An 18,901-nucleotide genomic window follows, 5' to 3' on the forward strand; every position below is an offset into this window, starting at 1 on the left:
CAACCCGGTCCGGGGAGCCAGGTAGCGTGAGCCTAGCCCAATGGACACGGGAATCGCCCGTGAAGGTGACGCCCCACTCTTCGACGTTCGCGGAAGGAGCTTTCGGATCACCCTGTGAGAGGCTTCGCTGCCTCAGTTCGACCTGTACGGCATCCCCGAGATGCTTCCAGATCACCTCAAACGGCTCGTCAGCGACCTGTTCGGCCAAATCTCCCGCGACTTGTTCGGCGGTATGGAGCACGCCGCCGGTGGCCCACGCGGTCATCACCTCGCGCGTGAACCTCATCGCAGCCGTCACAGCGGTCTCGCCCGGCGCGAAGGTCGCAGCGAGCACGGCATGGGGAGAAGCAGTCATCCCACCGTGCCTACCACACTTACAGCTGACTTGGGGTAAATCCAAGGGCAGGACTCAGAGCTACTCATCGTGACAGACTTGTATCACTCGCCGGAGCCCGCCGCGAGTGAAGGAGGCCCCATGACCACGGCCAAGGCCGCGCCAACCCCGGAGGAGAGGACCTACACCGAGTCGGATCTCATTCCCATCCTTGAGACCCTTTTCTCTTGGCGTGATGGTGATTTCCGGCGTCGTGTCCCCCACGCGCCTCCCGGGATCCTCAGCGAGGTCCGGCTGCTGCTCAACGAAGTGGCCGACCGCCGCGAACACCTGGCGAACGAGCTGGTGCGCGTTCGCAAAGAGGTCGTCAAGGAAGGGCGGTTCGGCGAACGGCTGACGCCCGGGCCGGGCGTCGGCGCGTGGGCGGAGAGCGTCGAGTCGGTCAACCAGCTGATCGACGCCCTGGTGAGCCCCGTGAGCGGCGCGGCCGACGTGATCGACGCGGTCGCCAAGGGCGACCTGTCGCGCCGGATCGACCTCGACCGGTCCGCCAGGGGCGAGGTGCGGCGCCTCGGCAAGGCCATCAACGGCATGGTCGACCAGCTCGCGCTGTTCAACAGCGAGGTGACCAGGGTGGCGCGCGAGGCCGGCACCGAGGGCCGGCTGGGCGGCAGCGCCAACCTGCGTGGCATGTCGGGAAGCTGGCGCGACCTCACCGAGGCCGTCAACACGATGTCGTCCCGCGTGGCCGCGCAGGTGCGCGACATCGCGGTCGTGACCACCGCGGTGGCCAAGGGCGACCTGAGCCGCAAGGTGACGGTCGACGCCGTGGGCGAGATGTTCGAGCTGAAGAACACCGTCAACACGATGGTCGACCAGCTCTCCGGCTTCGCCGAGGAGGTCACCCGAGTCGCCCGCGAGGTGGGCACCGAGGGCCAGCTCGGCGGCCAGGCCCAGGTGACCGGCGTCTCGGGCGTCTGGAAGGACCTCACCGACAACGTCAACTTCATGGCCAACAACCTGACCTCCCAGGTGCGCAGCATCGCGACCGTGGCGACGGCGGTGGCCCAGGGCAACCTGTCGAAGAAGATCACCGTTGATGCGCAGGGCGAGATCCTGCAGCTCAAGGACACCCTCAACACGATGGTGGACCAGCTGTCCTCCTTCGCCGACGAGGTCACCCGAGTGGCGCGCGAGGTGGGCACCGAGGGCAAGCTGGGCGGCCGGGCCGAGGTGAAGGGCGTGTCCGGGGTCTGGAAGGACCTGACGGACAACGTCAACTCGATGGCCAACAACCTGACGTACCAGGTGCGCAACATCGCCCAGGTGACCACGGCCGTGGCCAACGGCGACCTCACCCGCAAGATCGACGTGGACGCCCAGGGCGAGATCCTCGAGCTCAAGTCGACCATGAACACGATGGTCGAGCAGCTGTCGTCGTTCGCCTCCGAGGTGACCCGAGTCGCCCGGGAGGTGGGCACGGAGGGCCAGCTGGGCGGCCAGGCGCAGGTGCGCGGCGTGTCCGGGGTCTGGAAGGACCTGACCGACAACGTCAACTTCATGGCCAACAACCTGACCTCCCAGGTGCGCCAGATCGCGGCCGTGTCGTCGGCGGTGGCCCAGGGTGACCTGTCGAAGAAGATCACCGTTGACGCGCAGGGCGAGATCCTGCAGCTCAAGGACACCCTCAACACGATGGTGGACCAGCTGTCCTCCTTCGCCGACGAGGTGACCCGAGTGGCGCGCGAGGTGGGCACGCAGGGCCAACTGGGCGGCCAGGCCCGGGTGACCGGCGTCTCGGGCGTCTGGAAGGACCTGACCGACAACGTCAACTTCATGGCCAACAACCTGACCTCCCAGGTGCGTAACATCGCCGAGGTCACCACGGCCGTGGCCAACGGCGACCTCACCCGCAAGATCGACGTGGACGCCCAGGGCGAGATCCTGGCCCTGAAGACCACCATCAACCGCATGGTGGACCAGCTGTCGTCGTTCGCCTCCGAGGTGACCCGAGTCGCCCGGGAGGTGGGCTCCGAGGGGCAGCTGGGCGGCCAGGCCCGGGTCGAGGGCGTCGAGGGCACGTGGAAGCGGCTCACGGAGAGCGTCAACGAGCTGGCCGGCAACCTCACCACGCAGGTGCGCGCCATCGCCACCGTCACCAGCGCCGTGGCCCGCGGCGACCTGACCCGCTCGATCGCCGTCGAGGCGCAGGGCGAGCTGATGGAGCTGAAGGACAACATCAACTCGATGGTGGCCAACCTCCGCGAGACCACCCAGGCCAACCAGGAGCAGGACTGGCTCAAGTCCAACCTGGCCCGCATCTCCAGGCTCATGCAGGGCCACCGCGACCTGCTCGAGGTGGCCAAGCTGACGATGAGCGAGCTGACGCCGCTGGTCTCGGCCCGCTACGGCGCCTTCTACGGCATCGACCCCGAGGGCGACCACGAGCTGATACTGATCGGCGGGTACGGCGTGCGCCCCGACCGGGGCCCGCGCCAGCGGTTCGCGATCGGCGAGGGCATCGTCGGCCAGGCGGCCGCCGAGGGCCGGCACATCATGCTCGACGACGTGCCGCCGCAGTTCATCACCATCGACAGCGGGCTCAGCCAGTCCACGCCCGCGCAGATCGTGGTGCTGCCGATCCTGTTCGAGAGCCGGGTGCTCGGCGTGCTCGAGCTGGCCTCGTTCACGCCGTTCGGCGAGGTGCACCTCGACTTCCTGCGCCAGCTCGTCGAGACCATCGGTGTCACGATGAACACGATCATCGCCAACTCCCGCACCGAAGACCTGCTCACCGAGTCGCAGCGGCTCACCAGGGAGCTCCAGGAGCGCTCCGACGAGCTGCAGCGCCAGCAGGAGGAGCTGCGCAGATCCAACGCCGAGCTGGAGGACAAGGCGGCGCTGCTGGCCAAGCAGAACCGCGCGATCGAGATCCAGAACTTCCAGATCGAGCAGGCCCGCCGCACGCTGGAGGAGCGCGCCGAGCAGCTGGCGGTCTCCTCGCGGTACAAGTCCGAGTTCCTCGCGAACATGTCCCACGAGCTGCGCACGCCGCTCAACAGCCTGCTGGTGCTGGCCAAGCTGCTGACCGAGAACGCCGAGGGCAACCTGACCTCGCAGCAGGTGGAGTTCGCCCGCACGATCCACAGCGCGGGCTCGTCGCTGCTCCAGCTCATCAACGACATGCTCGACCTTTCCAAGGTCGAGGCGGGCCGGATGGACATCCACCCGATCCAGGTGTCTCTGCCGAAGATGGTGGACCTGCTGGAGGCGGCGTTCACGCCGCTGGCGCAGGACAAGGGGCTGTCGTTCAGCGTCGACGTCGAGAACGACGTGCCGAAGGAGCTGCGCGCCGACGAGCAGCGCCTGCAGCAGGTGCTGCGCAACCTGCTCTCCAACGCGGTGAAGTTCACGCCGCGGGGCGAGGTGAAGCTGCGCGTCTCGATGGCGCCGCCCGGGGTCGACTTCGACGACGACACCCTGCACGGCGCCGACGACCTGCTCGCCTTCCAGGTGATCGACACCGGCATCGGCATCGCGCCCGACAAGCGGGACGTCATCTTCGAGGCGTTCAGACAGGCCGACGGCACGACGAGCCGCAAGTACGGCGGCACGGGCCTGGGTCTCGCGATCTGCCGGGACATCGCCAGGCTGCTCGGCGGCGAGATCCACGTGGACAGCGAGCTGGGCAAGGGCAGCTCGTTCACGCTCTACCTGCCGGCCTCCTACACCGGCCCGCTGGCCGCCACCGACGGCGGCGTGGCCCGCCGCCAGCTGATGACGGCTCCGGCGGAGGAGTCGGCCGCCGCGGTCGCGCCCGAGCCGCCGCTGCCGCTCGACCTGCCGATGCACGAACTGGTCGAGCCGGTGGAGACCCCGGCCCAGTGGCAGGGCGACGACCCGCTCAGCGGCGCCAAGATCCTCATCGTGGACGACGACATCCGTAACGTCTTCGCGCTGACCAGCGTCCTGGAACGACACGGTTCCACGGTCGTCTACGCTGAAAACGGTCGGGAGGGGATCGAGCAGCTCGAACGAAACGAGGACGTCGCGCTCGTGCTGATGGACATCATGATGCCGGAGATGGACGGCTGGGCCACCACCTCCGCCATCCGGCGCATGCCTCAGTTCGCCGACCTGCCGATCATCGCGCTGACCGCCAAGGTCATGCGGGGCGATCGCGAGAAGAGCATCGCCTCCGGCGCGTCCGACTACGTCCCCAAGCCGGTGGACGTGGACCGCCTGCTCGAACGCCTGCGCGGCTGGCTGAGCCGCGGGCGCGGGTCCATGTCCGACTCGTCAGCCTCAGCCGAAGGGTCGTGATCGATGCCAGATCGCGCCAAGATTCTCCTCGTTGACGATCGCGAGGAGAACCTGATCGCCCTCGAAGCCATCCTCAGCTCCCTCGACCTGGTGCCGGTGCGCGCCAGGTCGGGCGAGGAGGCCCTCAAGGCGCTGCTCAACACCGAGTTCGCCTTGATCCTGCTGGACGTGCGCATGCCCGGCATGGACGGCTTCGAGACGGCCGCCCACATCAAGCGGCGGGAGCGGACCAGGAACATCCCGATCATCTTCCTGACCGTGGTGGACAGCGCGCCCGACTACGCCTTCCGCGGCTACGCGGCCGGGGCGGTCGACTACCTGACCAAGCCGTTCGACCCCTGGGTCCTGCGGGCGAAGGTGTCGGTGTTCACGGAGCTGTACAACATGAACAAGCGGCTGGCCGAGCAGGCGTCCCTGCTCCGCGACCGCGTGAGCGGCGAACTCCCGCCGGGGGTCGGCGACCACGCCTCGGTGCTGCCCGAGCTGTCGCGACGGCTGACGGCGGTGGAGGACGAGCTGGCCCGGGTTCGGGAGCTGGCCCGCAAGGCCCAGGACCCGGCCCTCACCGTCCCCCTGTCCGACCTCACGGACCGCCTCAACCACCTCCGCGCCGGCTTCGACGCCCTCTCCTGACCCCGCCCCCGCCCCGCCGGGCATGACGGCGGGGCATGGAGGCTGGGGGATGACGGCCGGGTGCGCCGGTGGGGCATGACGGTGGGCGCGACGGTGGTCAGCGCGTCACACCGGCGGCGGGCACGACGGCCGGGGCATGGCGGCCGGGCGCGACGGCAGTCGGCGCGTCACACCGACGACGTGCGGCAACTCGAGCGCAGGCACCACCACGCAACCGCCGCCTCCCAAGCGCCGCGTCGTGGGTGGGAGCGGCCGCGAAGGGGCTCGGCCAGAAGTCCCGGAGAGGCGCGTAACGGGAAGCGCCGTAATCGGGATTCCTGTAGTGAGTGGTGGGGTGGCCGGGGAGCTCCTGGCCGGAGGGTCGCGTGGGGAACGAGGCGACAAGGCTGGAGCGACGGGGCCGGCCAACGAAGTGACAAGGCGATAACGGCGGGACCGACGAGGCGACTCGGCGATAGCGGCGGGGCCGGCCGATGAGGTGGGGAAGTGACCGGCGGGGCGGGATCGGCTGGGGGGTGAGTCAGTGACGGGCGCGTTCCAAGGCGTCCCAGAAGCCGCGTCTCAGCGCGTGCCGTACCTCGTCGTGCAGCAGGAAGTCGATCGGCAGGGAAGATCCCTGCAGCAACCGCGCCTCCAGGTCCGAAGGCATTCGCGGCTTGCGCGCCAGCACCGCCTCCAGCCACAGCGCGGGCGCGTCGCGCGCCACGGACTCGCCGAAGTCGTGCCCCTCCCGGTGGGCGGACTTGACCGCGTCCGCCAGCGTGGTGGCGCCGGCGGTGGCCGCGGACGGCGGGGTGACGGGCGCGGGCTGCGGCCCCGTGTACGGCCCCAGCTGGGCCGGCTGGTAGGTGCCGCTGGACGACGGGCTGGCGAACTGTCCGGTGCTGGGCGACTGCGACTGGATGGGCCCGGTCGCCGGAGCGGCCGGCGGCGCGGGTGTGACCGGCGGCTGCTCGGGCTGGTAGCTGGCGTACGTCGGCAGCACGGGCGGCGCGGACGACTGCCCGCGCCCGGACGAGGACCCGTTGGACGAGGACGGCGTGGAGGAGCCGGCGGCGTGGCTGCCGCTGGACGGCGGCAGCGGGGGCAGCGACGGGGGCAGGGCCGGCTGGGCGGGCGGCAGCGAATGGGCGGCCTGCCCGTTGCTGATCGGCTGGTGCCCGTTGGACGACTCCGCGATGCCCGCGACGAGGCTGACGTAAGGGCGCAGGTGGACGGCGCCCAGCTCGACCAGGTCATCGCATTCCTGGCGCAGCGACCGCGACACGGCCCAGCCGCCGTCGGCCGCGATGTGGATCACGCTGACCCTGATGCCGAGGTCCTGCGCGTCGCACACGACCTGGGCCAGGTCCTCGTCCCCGCTCACGACCACCGCGTCGCAGATGGCGTTGTTGCGGGCGAGCGTCATGAGGTCGCGGTGGACCTGGGCGTCGACGCCTTCGCGCCGGCCCGGCCGGATGCGCGACAGCCTGAGCTTGAGGCCCGGTATGTCGGCCAGCGCGTCGTGCTCCGGCGTGCGACGGCCTTCGACCGTCGCCTCGTACCAGTAGCACCTCAGCAGCGGCAGGCCGGTGCGCTCGCGCGACAGGCTGGTCATCAGCTGGAGCAGCCCCGGGTAGTCCCAGGCAACCGCTTCCCGATGACGCGTGCCGTGCACGGCCATCGCGCCATCGGCCAGCAGATAGCCGGCGTCCACGAACAGCGCACAGCGATCCACTTAGCACCGCCCCTTTCCTGGTGGTCCGTCCTGGCTGGCTCTGCACCGTCAGAGACCGGACTCGGCGGCCCTCTCTCAGGGTAATGAAAGCTGGTGATCGCGCGAGGGTTAATCCCGACGATTCGGCATCGACCCGCTGCCACCCCGGAGCATTCAGGCAGACCGTACCAGTTTGTCCCGTTCACAGTCATGATCGCGCTCGGACGCTCAACGCGGCCACCCCGAACAGCACGACATCCTTGTCCGTCGCGATCGTCAGCCCCGGATCCACCCCGAGTTCGGCCCCGACCGTGTCGACGTCGACGCCGAACGTCATCTCGGCCGCGCCGGTCGAGGACTCGTCGAAGACGTTCGACGAGTCCCGATCGCCGCCCTCGGGGGCGAGCGCGCCGGACCCGAGCGAGACCTTGTCACCCTTGAGGTCGGCGTCGCCCTCCCACGTCACCAGCTCGACCCTGGCGGGCGAGGCGGCCGGGCTCAGCCCGCCGAGCGGGATGCGCACCCGTCCCGCCGACCCGCCGACCACGGTGGCCGCGTCGAGCACCATGGCCTGGCTGTACGGCTCCGCGGGATCCGTGACGATCAGCACCAGGCTCCATCCGGCATGCCGGGACACCCCTTCTTCCATGGGCATGTCGGCCGCCCACCACGTGCCGTTGCGGTTGGAGGCGGAGACCAGCTCGCTGACGTCGGCGTACGCCTGGTAGACGGCCCCTGACGGCAGCTCGCGGAGCGCCACGTCGTCGGGTTTGACCAGCGTGTACTGGCGCCGCCCCGGCGGTCTGACCTTGATGGGCCCGGCCGTCGTCGCGCTCGCGGACCAGTAGAGGCCGGCCCACACGACCTTGCTCCCCTTGGGCAGGCTCAGCGCGGCCCCGCTGGACGCGCCGGTGCCGGAGCTGCCGTCCTGGTCGAGCGCGGTCATCGGCCAGAGGTCGTTGTCGCGCTGGCCGCGCCGGCGCTTCCGGGCCTCCGCGCAGCCGTCCGCCGTCTCGGGGCAGGTCAGCAGCGAGTTGCCGATCGCCCTGACGGCCACCTTCCCGTCGGTGGCGAACCTGGCGGGCGCCCCGGTCGTCCGTACGCCGTCCTCCGCCTGCGCCGTGACGTGCAGCGGGCCCGAGTCGATCCGGACGGCCGGGCCCGCGCCCTCCGGCGCCTCCGCCGCCACCCGTACCCGCAGGAACAGCGCCGTGCCCTGCCCCGCCGCCAGCGGCGCCCTGGCGCACCGCGCGTCGCGCCCGGAGGGGCGGCACGCCCACCCGTCCACGGTGCCCACGGTGTCGCGGTCGTCGCGCCGCGCGGGCGGGACGAGCGTCACGCCGGAGGGCAGGTCCACGAGCGCCGTCAACTCCTCGCTGGGCGCCTCGCCATAGTTGCGCAGGCGCAGGCCGACGATGCCGGGCCGGGCGCGTACGAGCGAGCCCAGCGCCTCGACGGTGGCACGCAGCCGCGCCTTGCCCGGCTCCCCGCTCGTGACAGGGCTCTTGACCGGGCTCCTGGCCGGCGGCCGCACCCGCGTGGGCTCCTCGCTCTGCAACGGCACGGGCACCGGCACCGGCATGGGCTCGCCGGCGAACGGCGGCGGCCCCGCGACCGGCACGGCGGCGGTGGGCCTCGCGATCGGCTTCTCGTCGGTGACCAGCAGCAGCCCGGCCGCCACGGCCACGGTGACGGCCATGCTGCCGGCCATCGCGGCCAGCTGCTGCCTGGGCCCCCGCCACAGCCGGCGGAACGCCCGCAGCAGCCCGCCCGCGCCGCCGCCCGCGGCCGACTTCGCCAGCGTCGTCGCGTACCCGCCGAAGATCGGCCCCGCGACCAGCGGACCGACCATGACGCGCAGCCCGCGGTTGACGTCGGTCAGCTCCAGCAGGACCCCGTTGCACTCCTCGCAGGCGCCCACATGCTCGTCGACCACCTTGGCGTCGCGCCTGGTCAACCCGTCGCGGACGTACGCGCCCATCTTGCCCAGGACGGGCCGGCAGTCGTGCTTCGGCGGCGAGCCCAGGTGCATCTGCAGGTACGCCTGCCGCAGCCCCTCCCTCGCCCGGTACGCGAGCGCCGCCACGCCGTTGGGCGACAGGCCCAGCAGCGGCGCCACCTGGGCCGGCTTGCACCGTTCGACCTCGGTGTGCCAGAGCACCGCCCGCCACCGCTCGGGCAACGACAAGAACGCCTTGGCGATCAGCGACTTCTCCAGCTCCACGAGCGCCGGATCGACGAACGGCACCCCAGGGTCGTACTCCTCGATCTCGCCCGTGGCCACCTGACGGCTCTCGATCCTGGAGCGGTCGTAGACCGTGCGCCGCACCACCGTCAGCAGATAGGTGCGGAAGCCGGACTCGGGCCCGCCGCCCCTGCCGACCAGGTCGAGGATCTTCGTGAACGACTCCGCGACCACGTCCTCGACCTCGGAGCGCCGGACGAGCTGCCTGGCCAGCGCCCGGGCGGCGGCGGCGTGACGCTCGTAGAGCTGCCCGTAGGCGGCGGCGTTGCCCTCTCTGACCGCCTGGAGAAGCTCTGCGTCGCTTTGCGGAGTTCCGCCACCCATAGTGACCTCACGATTACACGGGGTTGCCTCGCGCATTCATTCCGCACTCTCCGTCGGGACTAAACCGCACCCGCGCCTTTACCTTCGAGAGGTTTCGAGGGCGCCGCGACGGGCCCTCCGGCCGGAGCCATAAGCTTGGGCGCATGACGGATCGCGACAACCTGCTGGCCGAGATCAAGAGCAAGGCCGTCGTCCACGGCAAGGTCATCCTCTCCTCCGGCATGGAGGCCGACTTCTACCTCGACCTGCGCCGCATCACCCTCGACGGCGTGGCCGCGCCGCTCGTCGGCCGGGTGATGCTCGACCTGACGGCCGACCTGGAGTTCGACGCGGTGGGCGGGCTCACGCTGGGGGCCGACCCGGTCGCGGGCGCGATGCTGCACGCGGCGGCGGCGCGCGGGCGCACGCTCGACGCGTTCGTGGTGCGCAAGGCGCAGAAGCAGCACGGCATGCAGCGCCGGATCGAGGGGCCCGAGGTGAAGGGACGGCGCGTGCTGGCCGTCGAGGACACCTCCACGACGGGCTCCTCGCCGCTGACGGCCGTGGAGGCGCTGCGCGAGGCGGGGGCCGAGGTGGTGGCCGTGGCCACGATCGTCGACCGGGGCGCACGGGAGCGCATCACCGGTGAGGGACTGGAGTACCGCTCGGTCTTCACCCTCGGCGACCTCGGGCTCTGAGGCGACCTCGGGCTCTGAAGGGCCTCAACCACAGGGCCTCAGCCGTGGGGCACAGGCGCGGGCCTCAGCCGCCGGACGACTTGACGGTGAACGCCTCCCGGGCGCCGGCCTTCCCCTGCTCGCGCGGCTTGCCGTTCTCGGTGACGCGGACGGTGCCCGCGTCGCTGAGCACGACGTCGAGCTCCGGCTCGTAGTAGCTGACCTCCTCGCCCCTGCTCATCTCGCGATACTGCAGCACGTCGCCGCCCGGCACGCGTACGGTGACGATGGGGCAGGCATCGGCCAGGCACTCGATGTGCACGGTCGGCACCCGCGCGGTGGTCTCCGCGGCGGGGCCGGGCGTGACGGCCGACGCGCGCTCGCGTTCGGGCGGCGTCGCGCCGAACGAGCCGAACAGCGCGCGGCCGCCGATGACCAGCAGCGTCACCACGGCGCCCGCGGCGAGGACGGCGAGCGCCATACGGGCGATGCCCATCGGATCTGACCTGTGGCGTCCCACAGGGGGCAGCGTACCCCGGGTAACCCCCGGTTTTCGGCTCAGAACTGGGTGTCGGTCGGCACGCGGTGGTGTTTGCCGTTGGGCTCAGGAAGGCTCTTGTGCTCCCTGCGCTTCTTGATCACCTCGACGATGATCGGGATCAGCGAGATGAACACGATGACGAAGACGCCCGGCAGGATGTACTTGTCGATCTGCTTGGGGTCGACCTTGCTGCCGAGGAAGTGGCCGAGCAGGAGCAGGCCCTCGACCCAGACGACGCCGCCGACGACGTTCCACAGGAAGAACCGCTTGGCCGGCATCTCCAGCACGCCCGCGACGGGATTCATGAACGTGCGCACGATCGGCACGAACCTGGCCAGAATCACCGCCCTGGCCGGACCGAACTTCTGGAAGAACTCCTCGGCCCTGACGACGTGCTCCCTCTTGAACAAGCGCGAATCAGGTTTCTCGAAGAGCCTGCGGCCGAACCTGGCCCCCAGGAAATGCCCGAGTTGGGCGCCCGCAATGGCGCACAGAGGCGTGCCGATCAAGAGGACGGGAAAGGAGAGCGGCTCGATGCCCATTCCCTGCGCCACCGAGGCCGAGCTGAAAATCCCCGCGGCCACCAGCAGCGAGTCGCCGGGGAGGAAGAACCCGAGCAGCAAGCCCGTTTCGGCGAAGATGATGGCGAGAACGCCGATCGTCGCGAAAGCCCCCAACACGGTCAGCCACCACGTCGGGTCGAGGAGATTCCAGAGCCAGTCCACGCCGAGAGCCTACCTGTAGAGGCGACAAACGCGTTGTGTCTACCACACGGGGTAGTGAGTCGGGATACTGGGCCTGCGCGAAGCCGTTACTTCTCAGGGAGATGAATCATGCCTATTGCGACTCCAGAGGTCTACGCTGAGATGCTCGACCGGGCGAAGGCCGGCGGATTCGCCTACCCGGCGATCAACGTGACCTCATCGCAGACGCTGAACGCCGCTCTGCGGGGCTTCGCCGAGGCCGAGAGCGACGGCATCGTCCAGGTCTCCACGGGCGGCGCCGAGTTCCTGTCCGGCGCGACCGTCAAGGACATGGTCACGGGGGCCACGGCGCTGGCCGAGTACGCGCGGGTGGTGGCCGCCAAATATCCCGTGACGGTGGCGCTGCACACCGACCACTGCCCGAAGGACAAGCTCGACGGCTTCATGAGGCCGCTGCTCGACATCTCCCTGGAACGGGTCGCCAAGGGCCTCGACCCGCTCTTCCAGTCCCACATGTGGGACGGCTCCGCCGTGCCGCTGGAGGAGAACCTGGAGATCGCCAAGGAGCTCCTGGAGAAGTCCGCCAGGGCACGGATCATCATGGAGATGGAGATCGGCGTCGTCGGCGGTGAGGAGGACGGCGTCGTCGGGGAGATCAACGAGAAGCTCTACACGACCCCCGAGGACGCGCTGGCCACCGCCGAGGCCGTCGGGATCGGCGAGAAGGGCCGCTACCTGCTGGCCGCCACGTTCGGCAACGTCCACGGCGTCTACAAGCCCGGCCACGTCAAGCTGCGTCCGGGCGTGCTGAAGGACATCCAGGAGGCGGTCGCGGCCAAGTACGGCAAGGACAAGCCGTTCGACCTGGTCTTCCACGGCGGCTCCGGCTCGTCGCTGGAGGAGATCCACGAGGCGATCTCGTACGGCGTCGTCAAGATGAACATCGACACCGACACCCAGTACGCCTTCACCAGGCCGATCGCGGACCACATGTTCCGCAACTACGACGGCGTGCTCAAGGTGGACGGCGACGTGGGCAACAAGAAGATGTACGACCCCCGTTCCTACGGCAAGAGCGCCGAGGCCGGCATGGCCAAGCGCGTCGTGGAGGCGTGCGAGAACCTCAAGAGCGCTGGGACGAAGATCTCCTAGCCAGTTTCATGGCCCGGCGGGTATGACTTGTCCTATGGATAACCTTCTCGCCGGGCCGCCCCCGACTCAACTGCCGGATCTGCCCGAGGCCAGGGAGGCGCTCGACTCCGGAGCCAAGGCCGCGGACGTGGCCGCCCGTTTCCCCGCCTACCCGGCGGCCTGGGCAACGCTCGCGGAAGAGTACTTCGCGCAGGGGCACGCCGTCACTTCCTACGCCTTCGCCCGCACGGGCTACCACCGCGGGCTCGACGCGCTCCGCCGCAGCGGCTGGAAGGGACACGGGCCCATCCCCTGGGAGCACGAGCCCAACCGGGGCTTCCTGCGCTGCCTGTACGCCCTGTCCAGGGCCGCCCAGGCGATCGGCGAGAAGGACGAGGCCGAGCGGTGCGTACAGTTCCTCAGGGACAGCACCGAGACGGGCTACGAGGCGCTCGCCAAGGGATAGTCCTCGTTGTCTTGGGACGAATAGGCACGTTCGGGTAGTCTCTCTACGCAAGAGCCCCTGTCGCGCTTGCGCCAGGGGTTTTCGTTTTGTGCACGGGAGACTGAACCATGCCGGCTGCCGTTCTCGTAGGCGCCCAGTGGGGCGATGAGGGCAAGGGCAAGGCCACCGACCTGCTCGGTGGCGACGTCGACTACGTCGTCCGCTATCAGGGTGGCAACAACGCGGGACACACCGTGGTCATCGGGGACCAGAAATACGCGCTGCACCTTCTACCGACGGGAATCCTGTCGCCCGACGTGGTCCCGGTGATCGGCAACGGCGTGGTCATCGACCCCGGCGTGCTGCTGAGCGAGATCGACGGGCTCGCCGCGCGCGGCATCTCCGCCGAGCGCCTGCTGATCTCCTCGAACGCGCACCTGATCATGCCGCACCACAAGGCCCTCGACAAGGTCACCGAGCGCTACCTCGGCAAGGCCAGGATCGGCACCACGGGCCGCGGCATCGGGCCTGCGTACGGCGACAAGATCGCCCGCATGGGTGTGCGCGTCCAGGACCTGCTCGACCCCGGCATCCTGGCCAAGAAGATCGAGGTCGCCCTGGGCGAGAAGAACCAGGTGCTCACCAAGGTCTACAACCGCCGCGGCATCGACCCCACGGCGGTCCTGGACGAGTACCTCGCCTATGCCGAGCGCCTCAAGCCGCACATCGCCGACACCTCGCTGGTGCTCTCCAAGGCGCTGGACGAGGGCAAGTTCGTGCTGCTGGAGGGCGGTCAGGGCACGCTGCTGGACATCGACCACGGCACCTACCCCTTCGTCACGTCCTCCTCGCCGACCTCCGGGGGCGCCTGCGCCGGGGCCGGGATCCCGCCGAACCGCCTCACCAAGATCATCGGCATCCTCAAGGCGTACACGACCCGGGTCGGCTCCGGCCCCTTCCCGACCGAGCTCACCGACGAGGTCGGCGAGTGGCTGCGCCAGACGGGCGGGGAGTACGGCGTCACCACGGGCCGCAACCGCCGCTGCGGCTGGTTCGACGCGGTCATCGCCCGCTACGCGACCCGGATCAACGGCATCACCGACTACTTCCTCACCAAGCTGGACGTGCTGTCGGGGCTGGAGCGGATCCCGGTGTGCGTGGCGTACGACGTGGACGGGGTGCGGCACGACGAGATCCCGATGACGCAGACGGACTTCCACCACGCCGTGCCGATCTACGAAGAGCTGCCGGGGTGGCAGGAGGACATCACGAGCGCGAAGGACTTCGACGATCTGCCGCCGAACGCGCAGGCGTACGTGCGGGCGCTGGAGGAGATGAGCGGCGCTCCGGTCTCGGCCATCGGCGTGGGCCCCGGCCGCGACCAGACCGTGGTGGTGCGCTCGCTCGTCTGAGAGCAGGCGCCGGGGTCCGGCGAGACCGGACCCCGGCACACCGCGAGGCCAGGTGGTGTCTTGGCCTGCCTGGCCTCATATGGTTGGGGTATGCCTCGTTTCCGCCACATCCTGGACACCATGGCCGCCTACAAGCCGGGCAAGGTCGTAGCGACCCCCGACGGCCGGTCGTTCAAGCTGTCCTCCAACGAATCCCCGTACGACCCGCTGCCGTCCGTGGTCGAGGCGATCGCCGAGGGGGCGCGGCAGATCAACCGCTACCCCGACCCCGGCGCCGTCGGGCTGACGGAGGCCATCGCGGAGCGGTTCGGGGTGCCGGCCGACAACATCGCGCTCGGCGCGGGGTCCGTCACGGTGGCGCAGCAGCTGTTCGAGTCGATCGGGGAGCCCGGGGTCGAGGTCGTCTACGCGTGGCGGTCGTTCGAGGCGTACCCGCTGCTGGCCGACCTCGCCGGAGTGAAGTCGGTCATGGTGCCGCTGGCCGGGGAGGACCACGACCTGGACGCCATGGCGGAGGCGATCACCGAGCGCACGCGCATGGTGTTCGTGTGCAACCCGAACAACCCGACCGGCACCTCGATCCGCCGGAGCGCGCTGGAGGCGTTCCTGGACCGGGTGCCCGAGCACGTGCTGGTGGTGCTGGACGAGGCCTACCGGGAGTACGTGCGCGACGAGGACGTCCCCGACGGCCTCACCCTCTACCGCGACCGGCCGAACGTCTGCGTGCTGCGCACGTTCTCCAAGGCGTACGGGCTGGCGGGCCTGCGGGTCGGCTACCTGGTCGCGCACGAGCCCGTGGCGACGGCGATCCGCAAGACGATCATCCCGTTCGCGGTCAACCACCTCGCCCAGGTCGCGGCCATCGCCTCGCTCAAGGCCGAGGACGAGCTGCTGGAGCGGGTCGAGCACGTGGTCAAGGAGCGTACGAGGGTCCGCGAGGCGCTCATCGCCCAGGGCTGGACGGTGCCGCCCACCGAGGCCAACTTCGTCTGGCTCAGGCTCGGTGAGCGCACCCTCGACTTCGCGGCCGCCTGCGCCGTGGAGGGCGTGGCGGTGCGGCCGTTCGCCGGGGAGGGAGCGCGGGTGTCCATCGGCTCCCCCGAGGCGAACGACGCGTTTCTCACCGCCGCCGCGGCCTTCCGCGTCTGATCCGCGGCTGATCAGCGGCGGGGCTGCCAGTTGAGGTAGGCGACCGACAGCAGCGTGGAGCCGTACTGCGACTGGACGGCGTGGTCGGCGTAGACCGCCAGCGCGTGCGTGAACAGGGCCGGGTCCCACTGGGCCACCGGCATGTAGCGCGGCGCCTGGAGGTACTGCCCGGCGGCGGCCAGGCCGCCGGTGCCGTCCACCCGCAGGAACGTCGTCGCCACGCCGTTGTCGGTGGTGGCCATGTTCTTGGTGTAGCTGCGGGCGAAGCGGCCCATGTCGGCGTCGGTGAAGGCGAGGCCGAACCGGTGCGCGGCGGCGGCGAACTCGACGTCGATGCCGCCGTGGCTGAGGTCCTCGATCTGCTGCCCGCCCTTGGGCGGCGTGCCGAAGGACGGGGTCCACTCGGAGACGGCGTCCGCCTTGGTGTAGCCGCTGTAGAGCTTGCCGAAGCTGGGCCAGTACGGCCAGTAGTAGGCGTCCTTGTCGTTGGTCTTGAGGTCGCGGGCGAACGTGGCGGCGAGCCGGCGGGTGCGGTCGCGGAAGAACGGGTCGCGGGTCGCCGCCGCCAGCTCCGCGTACGTCTGGCCGAGGGCGACGCTCTGGTTGATCGGCTGTTCGACGCCGTCGTAGGGGACGGGCATGCCCTTCGGCCAGATGTAGTAGCCGTCCGCCACCCATTCGGGGTCGTGCGCGGCAGCGGCGTCCCGGCACGCCTTGAGGTATTCGGCGGCCTTGGCCCGGTAGCGGGCGTTGCGCAAGAGGCGCGGGTCCCGGCGGACGATCCGGACGAACGACGCGAGCGGGTAGGTGATCATGCCGGTGTGCACCGAGAAGATCACCGGCGCGGCGGCCAGCTTGAACGTCCCGAGCGCCGGCGTCGTCGCCCCCGCCGGCGAGGGACGCAGGTCCTTGGCCGTCACCATGGTCGGCGACGGGTAGGCGTCGAGGATCCGCTTCACCGCGTAGTCGGGGCTGGCGGGGTCCATACTCAGGTCGGTGAAGGTGGACACCTTGCTCTTGACGGGGTTGTTCACCTCCAGGGTGAACCGCCCGTCCGAGGTGCCCGCCCGTACGGTCGCCACCGCGTCGTTGACGTTGGTGAGCGCGCTGCGCACCTCCAGGAGCGGCTGCCCCGACGAGTCGAGCAGGCTCACGCCGCCCGCGCTGTAGACGATGCTGCGCCAGGCGGGCAGTGACAGGCCGCGGTAGTCGGTGACGCCGCGCTCGGAGTCGCGGTTGCCCAGGACGAGGTCGGCGTTGTGGATGAGCCGGTCCAGGTAGGTGGTGTCGCGGTAGGCCTCGTACATCCTGATGTAGGCGGCCATCACGTAGGAGGCGCCCCAGCCGAGACCGCCCGCCTCATTGGTGTCGGTGGGCTGGCCGGCGTTGCCGCTCTCGTGGAACACCTTGTCGAACAGGTCGAACGTCTCACGCGTGGTGTAGTCGTAGCCTGCCGCGGCGCGGGCCGTGCCGGGCAGTGCTGCCAGGGCGCCGAGGGAGAGCGCGCCCACGCCGAATTGGCGGCGAGTAAGCATGGATGACCCTTTCACAACGGGCGGCGTCAGCTCTTGACCGCGCCGCGCATGCCTTCGAGGACGTGTCGTTGCATGATCATGAAGAAGACGACCACGGGCAGGATCGAGATGATCGTGCCCGCCGCCAGGCTGCGGATGTCGGTGCCGGTGATTCCGGCCAGGTAGGCGATCCCCAGCGAGATGGGATACAGGGAGGAGTCCTTCAGCACGACCATCGGCCAGATGAAGCTGTTCCAGACCGAGATGAAGCCGAAGACGCCGAGGATCGCCAGGGTGGGGCGGGCGGCCGGCAGCATGACGTGCCAGAAGATGCGCAGTTCGTGGCAGCCGTCGGTCCTGGCGGCGTCCACCACCTCGCGTGGCACCCCGGCGAAGGTCTGCCGGAGCAGGAAGATCCCGAACGCCGACAGCAGGCCGGGCAGGATCACGCCCAGGTAGCCGTCGGCCATCCCGATCTGGGAGACCACCAAGAACCTCGGCAGCAGCATCACCTCGCCGGGCAGGAACATGGTGGCGAGGATCGCGAAGAAGATCAGGCTCCGGCCGCGGAAGGCCATCTGCGCCAGCGGGTACGCGCACAGAGCCGACACCAGGATGTAGAGCGGCACCATCACGGCCACCAGGAACGCGGAGTTGAGCAGGTAGCGCGGGAACGGGATGGCCGTCCACGCCTCCTTGGCCCAGGTGAGCACCGGGGGCCGGGGGATGATGTCCGGCGGGAAGGAGAAGACGGCCTGGCCGGCCGGTTTCAACGCCGCCGACAGCAGGATGAGAAAGGGGCCGACGAACGCCAGGGCGATCGCGGTGAGCAGCACGTACATGCCCGCGCGGCGCACCCACCAGCCGAGCCTCCGAGTCACCGCTCGTCCTTCCTTCCGCTGGTGAGCCGATAGTTGAGCAGGGCCATCACGATCAGCAGGACCCACAGGACGAGGCCGACGGCGCTGGCGTAGCCCATGTCGTACTTCTCGAACGCCTCGGCCCAGATGTAGTAGCCGAGCATCAGGGTGGCGTCCTGCGGGCCGCCCTTGGTCATCACGAAGACGGTCGTGAACGCCTGCATCGCGTCGAGCATGGCCATCGTGACGGTGACCGCGATGTAGGGGACCATCAGCGGGACGGTGATGCGCCGCATCCGGTGCCAGCCGTTGGCGCCGTCTATCTTGGCGGCCTCGTAGAGCTCCGACGGGATCGTCTGGAGGCCCGCGAGGTAGACCATCATGTAGACGCCCATGTTCTTCCAGCCCTCGACCAGGATCAGCGCGGGCAGCGCCCAGACGGGGTCGAGGAGGTACTGGATGGGCTCGTCCAGGATGCCCAGGCCGGTGAGCAGCCAGTTGACCACGCCCTGCTGGTGGAAGACGTAGTTCCAGGCCACCGCGACCGCGACCATCGAGGTCACGACCGGCAGGTAGTAGAGCATCCGGAACGTCCTGATGCCGGGCAGCTTCTGGTTCACCAGCACGGCCAGCGGCAGCGGGAGCACGACGAGCAGCGGGAACAGGCCCACGAGGAACACCAGCGAGTTGCGCAGGGCGGTCCAGAACCTGGCGTCCCCGAGGATCTTGACGAAGTTGTCCAGTCCGGTGAAGACGGGCGGGGTGACGCCGTCGTAGTCGGTGAAGGAGAGCTGGACGGCGGTGACGGCCGGCCAGGCGAAGAACACCCCGAACAGCACCAGGGCCGGTAAGGGGAAGAGGTACGGCGTGTACCAGCGCTGCCCTGGGATCCGGCTGGCGGCCACCGGCCTCACATCCTTCGGTCTTTAATAGT

At 69.8% G+C, this 18,901-nt stretch carries 14 protein-coding genes; 7 read left to right on the forward strand and 7 right to left on the reverse strand.

What is annotated here, in order from left to right; genetic code table 11:
• Window positions 1-475: 475 nt before the first annotated feature.
• The gene (locus ABZX61_RS42565; protein ID WP_355202832.1) at window positions 476-4,657 is read left to right on the forward strand and encodes a HAMP domain-containing protein; all 4,182 of its coding nucleotides are present in this window, start codon (window positions 476-478) and stop codon (window positions 4,655-4,657) included.
• Between the two features lie 3 nt (window positions 4,658-4,660).
• On the forward strand, window positions 4,661-5,290 hold the full coding sequence (locus ABZX61_RS42570) for a response regulator (RefSeq protein ID WP_350732628.1): 630 nt from the start codon (window positions 4,661-4,663) through the stop codon (window positions 5,288-5,290).
• Between the two features lie 520 nt (window positions 5,291-5,810).
• Here the strand turns inward: ABZX61_RS42570 and ABZX61_RS42575 are convergent.
• Window positions 5,811-7,007, reverse strand: coding sequence for an NYN domain-containing protein (locus tag ABZX61_RS42575; RefSeq protein ID WP_355202836.1), 1,197 nt, complete (start codon window positions 7,005-7,007; stop codon window positions 5,811-5,813).
• 187 nt (window positions 7,008-7,194) lie between these two features.
• Complete coding sequence (locus ABZX61_RS42580) at window positions 7,195-9,555, reverse strand: sigma-70 family RNA polymerase sigma factor (RefSeq protein WP_355202839.1); 2,361 nt, start codon at window positions 9,553-9,555, stop codon at window positions 7,195-7,197.
• Between the two features lie 143 nt (window positions 9,556-9,698).
• On the opposite strand from ABZX61_RS42580, the gene pyrE reads away from it, so the two are divergent.
• Window positions 9,699-10,232 (forward strand): orotate phosphoribosyltransferase, encoded by a 534-nt coding sequence (gene pyrE / locus ABZX61_RS42585; protein ID WP_350732624.1) that lies wholly within the window; start codon window positions 9,699-9,701, stop codon window positions 10,230-10,232.
• Between the two features lie 64 nt (window positions 10,233-10,296).
• Here the strand turns inward: pyrE and ABZX61_RS42590 are convergent, their stop codons facing one another.
• Together ABZX61_RS42590 and ABZX61_RS42595 are read right to left on the reverse strand one after the other, a co-directional pair.
• Window positions 10,297-10,707, reverse strand: coding sequence for a hypothetical protein (locus ABZX61_RS42590; RefSeq protein WP_355202841.1), 411 nt, complete (start codon window positions 10,705-10,707; stop codon window positions 10,297-10,299).
• Window positions 10,708-10,769: 62 nt separating this feature from the next.
• Entirely contained in the window at window positions 10,770-11,477 is a 708-nt protein-coding gene (locus tag ABZX61_RS42595) for a DedA family protein (RefSeq protein WP_350732620.1), read from the reverse strand.
• Window positions 11,478-11,585: 108 nt separating this feature from the next.
• Between ABZX61_RS42595 and fbaA the strand changes: the two genes are divergently transcribed.
• From fbaA to hisC, 4 genes are all read left to right on the forward strand, one after another.
• Window positions 11,586-12,608: a class II fructose-bisphosphate aldolase gene (fbaA, locus tag ABZX61_RS42600; protein WP_350732619.1), complete on the forward strand. Its 1,023-nt coding sequence runs from the start codon at window positions 11,586-11,588 to the stop codon at window positions 12,606-12,608.
• A gap of 34 nt (window positions 12,609-12,642) precedes the next feature.
• A complete protein-coding gene (locus ABZX61_RS42605) occupies window positions 12,643-13,053 on the forward strand; it encodes a DUF3151 domain-containing protein (RefSeq protein ID WP_350732618.1) in 411 nt (136 codons plus the stop codon).
• A 107-nt stretch (window positions 13,054-13,160) separates the two neighbouring features.
• The gene (locus ABZX61_RS42610) at window positions 13,161-14,444 is read left to right on the forward strand and encodes an adenylosuccinate synthase (RefSeq protein WP_355202845.1); all 1,284 of its coding nucleotides are present in this window, start codon (window positions 13,161-13,163) and stop codon (window positions 14,442-14,444) included.
• Window positions 14,445-14,534: 90 nt separating this feature from the next.
• The gene (gene hisC, locus ABZX61_RS42615) at window positions 14,535-15,593 is read left to right on the forward strand and encodes a histidinol-phosphate transaminase (RefSeq protein WP_355202848.1); all 1,059 of its coding nucleotides are present in this window, start codon (window positions 14,535-14,537) and stop codon (window positions 15,591-15,593) included.
• Between the two features lie 11 nt (window positions 15,594-15,604).
• On the opposite strand, the gene ABZX61_RS42620 is transcribed toward hisC, so the two are convergent.
• From ABZX61_RS42620 to ABZX61_RS42630, 3 genes are read right to left on the reverse strand one after another with little or no spacing between them, the layout of a single operon-like run.
• Window positions 15,605-17,128, reverse strand: a complete 1,524-nt coding sequence (locus ABZX61_RS42620; RefSeq protein WP_355202850.1) for a hypothetical protein — start codon at window positions 17,126-17,128, stop codon at window positions 15,605-15,607.
• A 26-nt stretch (window positions 17,129-17,154) separates the two neighbouring features.
• Window positions 17,155-17,988, reverse strand: a complete 834-nt coding sequence (locus tag ABZX61_RS42625; protein WP_350732611.1) for a carbohydrate ABC transporter permease — start codon at window positions 17,986-17,988, stop codon at window positions 17,155-17,157.
• Window positions 17,985-18,872, reverse strand: a complete 888-nt coding sequence (locus tag ABZX61_RS42630) for a sugar ABC transporter permease (protein ID WP_355202853.1) — start codon at window positions 18,870-18,872, stop codon at window positions 17,985-17,987. The genes ABZX61_RS42625 and ABZX61_RS42630 overlap by 4 nt, the downstream gene beginning before the upstream one ends.
• Window positions 18,873-18,901: the final 29 nt, after the last annotated feature.

This window comes from Nonomuraea sp. NPDC003709 (genome assembly GCF_040610775.1).
Lineage (GTDB): Bacteria > Actinomycetota > Actinomycetes > Streptosporangiales > Streptosporangiaceae > Nonomuraea > Nonomuraea angiospora_A.

Bases quoted from the DNA above. Each gene is read 5' to 3' on its own strand.
- ABZX61_RS42565 (WP_355202832.1), top strand. From the start codon at position 476: ATGACCACGGCCAAGGCCGCGCCAACCCCGGAGGAGAGGACCTACACC.
- ABZX61_RS42570 (WP_350732628.1), top strand. From the start codon at position 4,661: ATGCCAGATCGCGCCAAGATTCTCCTCGTTGACGATCGCGAGGAGAAC.
- ABZX61_RS42580 (WP_355202839.1), bottom strand. From the start codon at position 9,555: ATGGGTGGCGGAACTCCGCAAAGCGACGCAGAGCTTCTCCAGGCGGTC.
- pyrE (WP_350732624.1), top strand. From the start codon at position 9,699: ATGACGGATCGCGACAACCTGCTGGCCGAGATCAAGAGCAAGGCCGTC.
- ABZX61_RS42590 (WP_355202841.1), bottom strand. From the start codon at position 10,707: ATGGGCATCGCCCGTATGGCGCTCGCCGTCCTCGCCGCGGGCGCCGTG.
- fbaA (WP_350732619.1), top strand. From the start codon at position 11,586: ATGCCTATTGCGACTCCAGAGGTCTACGCTGAGATGCTCGACCGGGCG.
- ABZX61_RS42605 (WP_350732618.1), top strand. From the start codon at position 12,643: ATGGATAACCTTCTCGCCGGGCCGCCCCCGACTCAACTGCCGGATCTG.
- ABZX61_RS42610 (WP_355202845.1), top strand. From the start codon at position 13,161: ATGCCGGCTGCCGTTCTCGTAGGCGCCCAGTGGGGCGATGAGGGCAAG.
- hisC (WP_355202848.1), top strand. From the start codon at position 14,535: ATGCCTCGTTTCCGCCACATCCTGGACACCATGGCCGCCTACAAGCCG.
- ABZX61_RS42620 (WP_355202850.1), bottom strand. From the start codon at position 17,128: ATGCTTACTCGCCGCCAATTCGGCGTGGGCGCGCTCTCCCTCGGCGCC.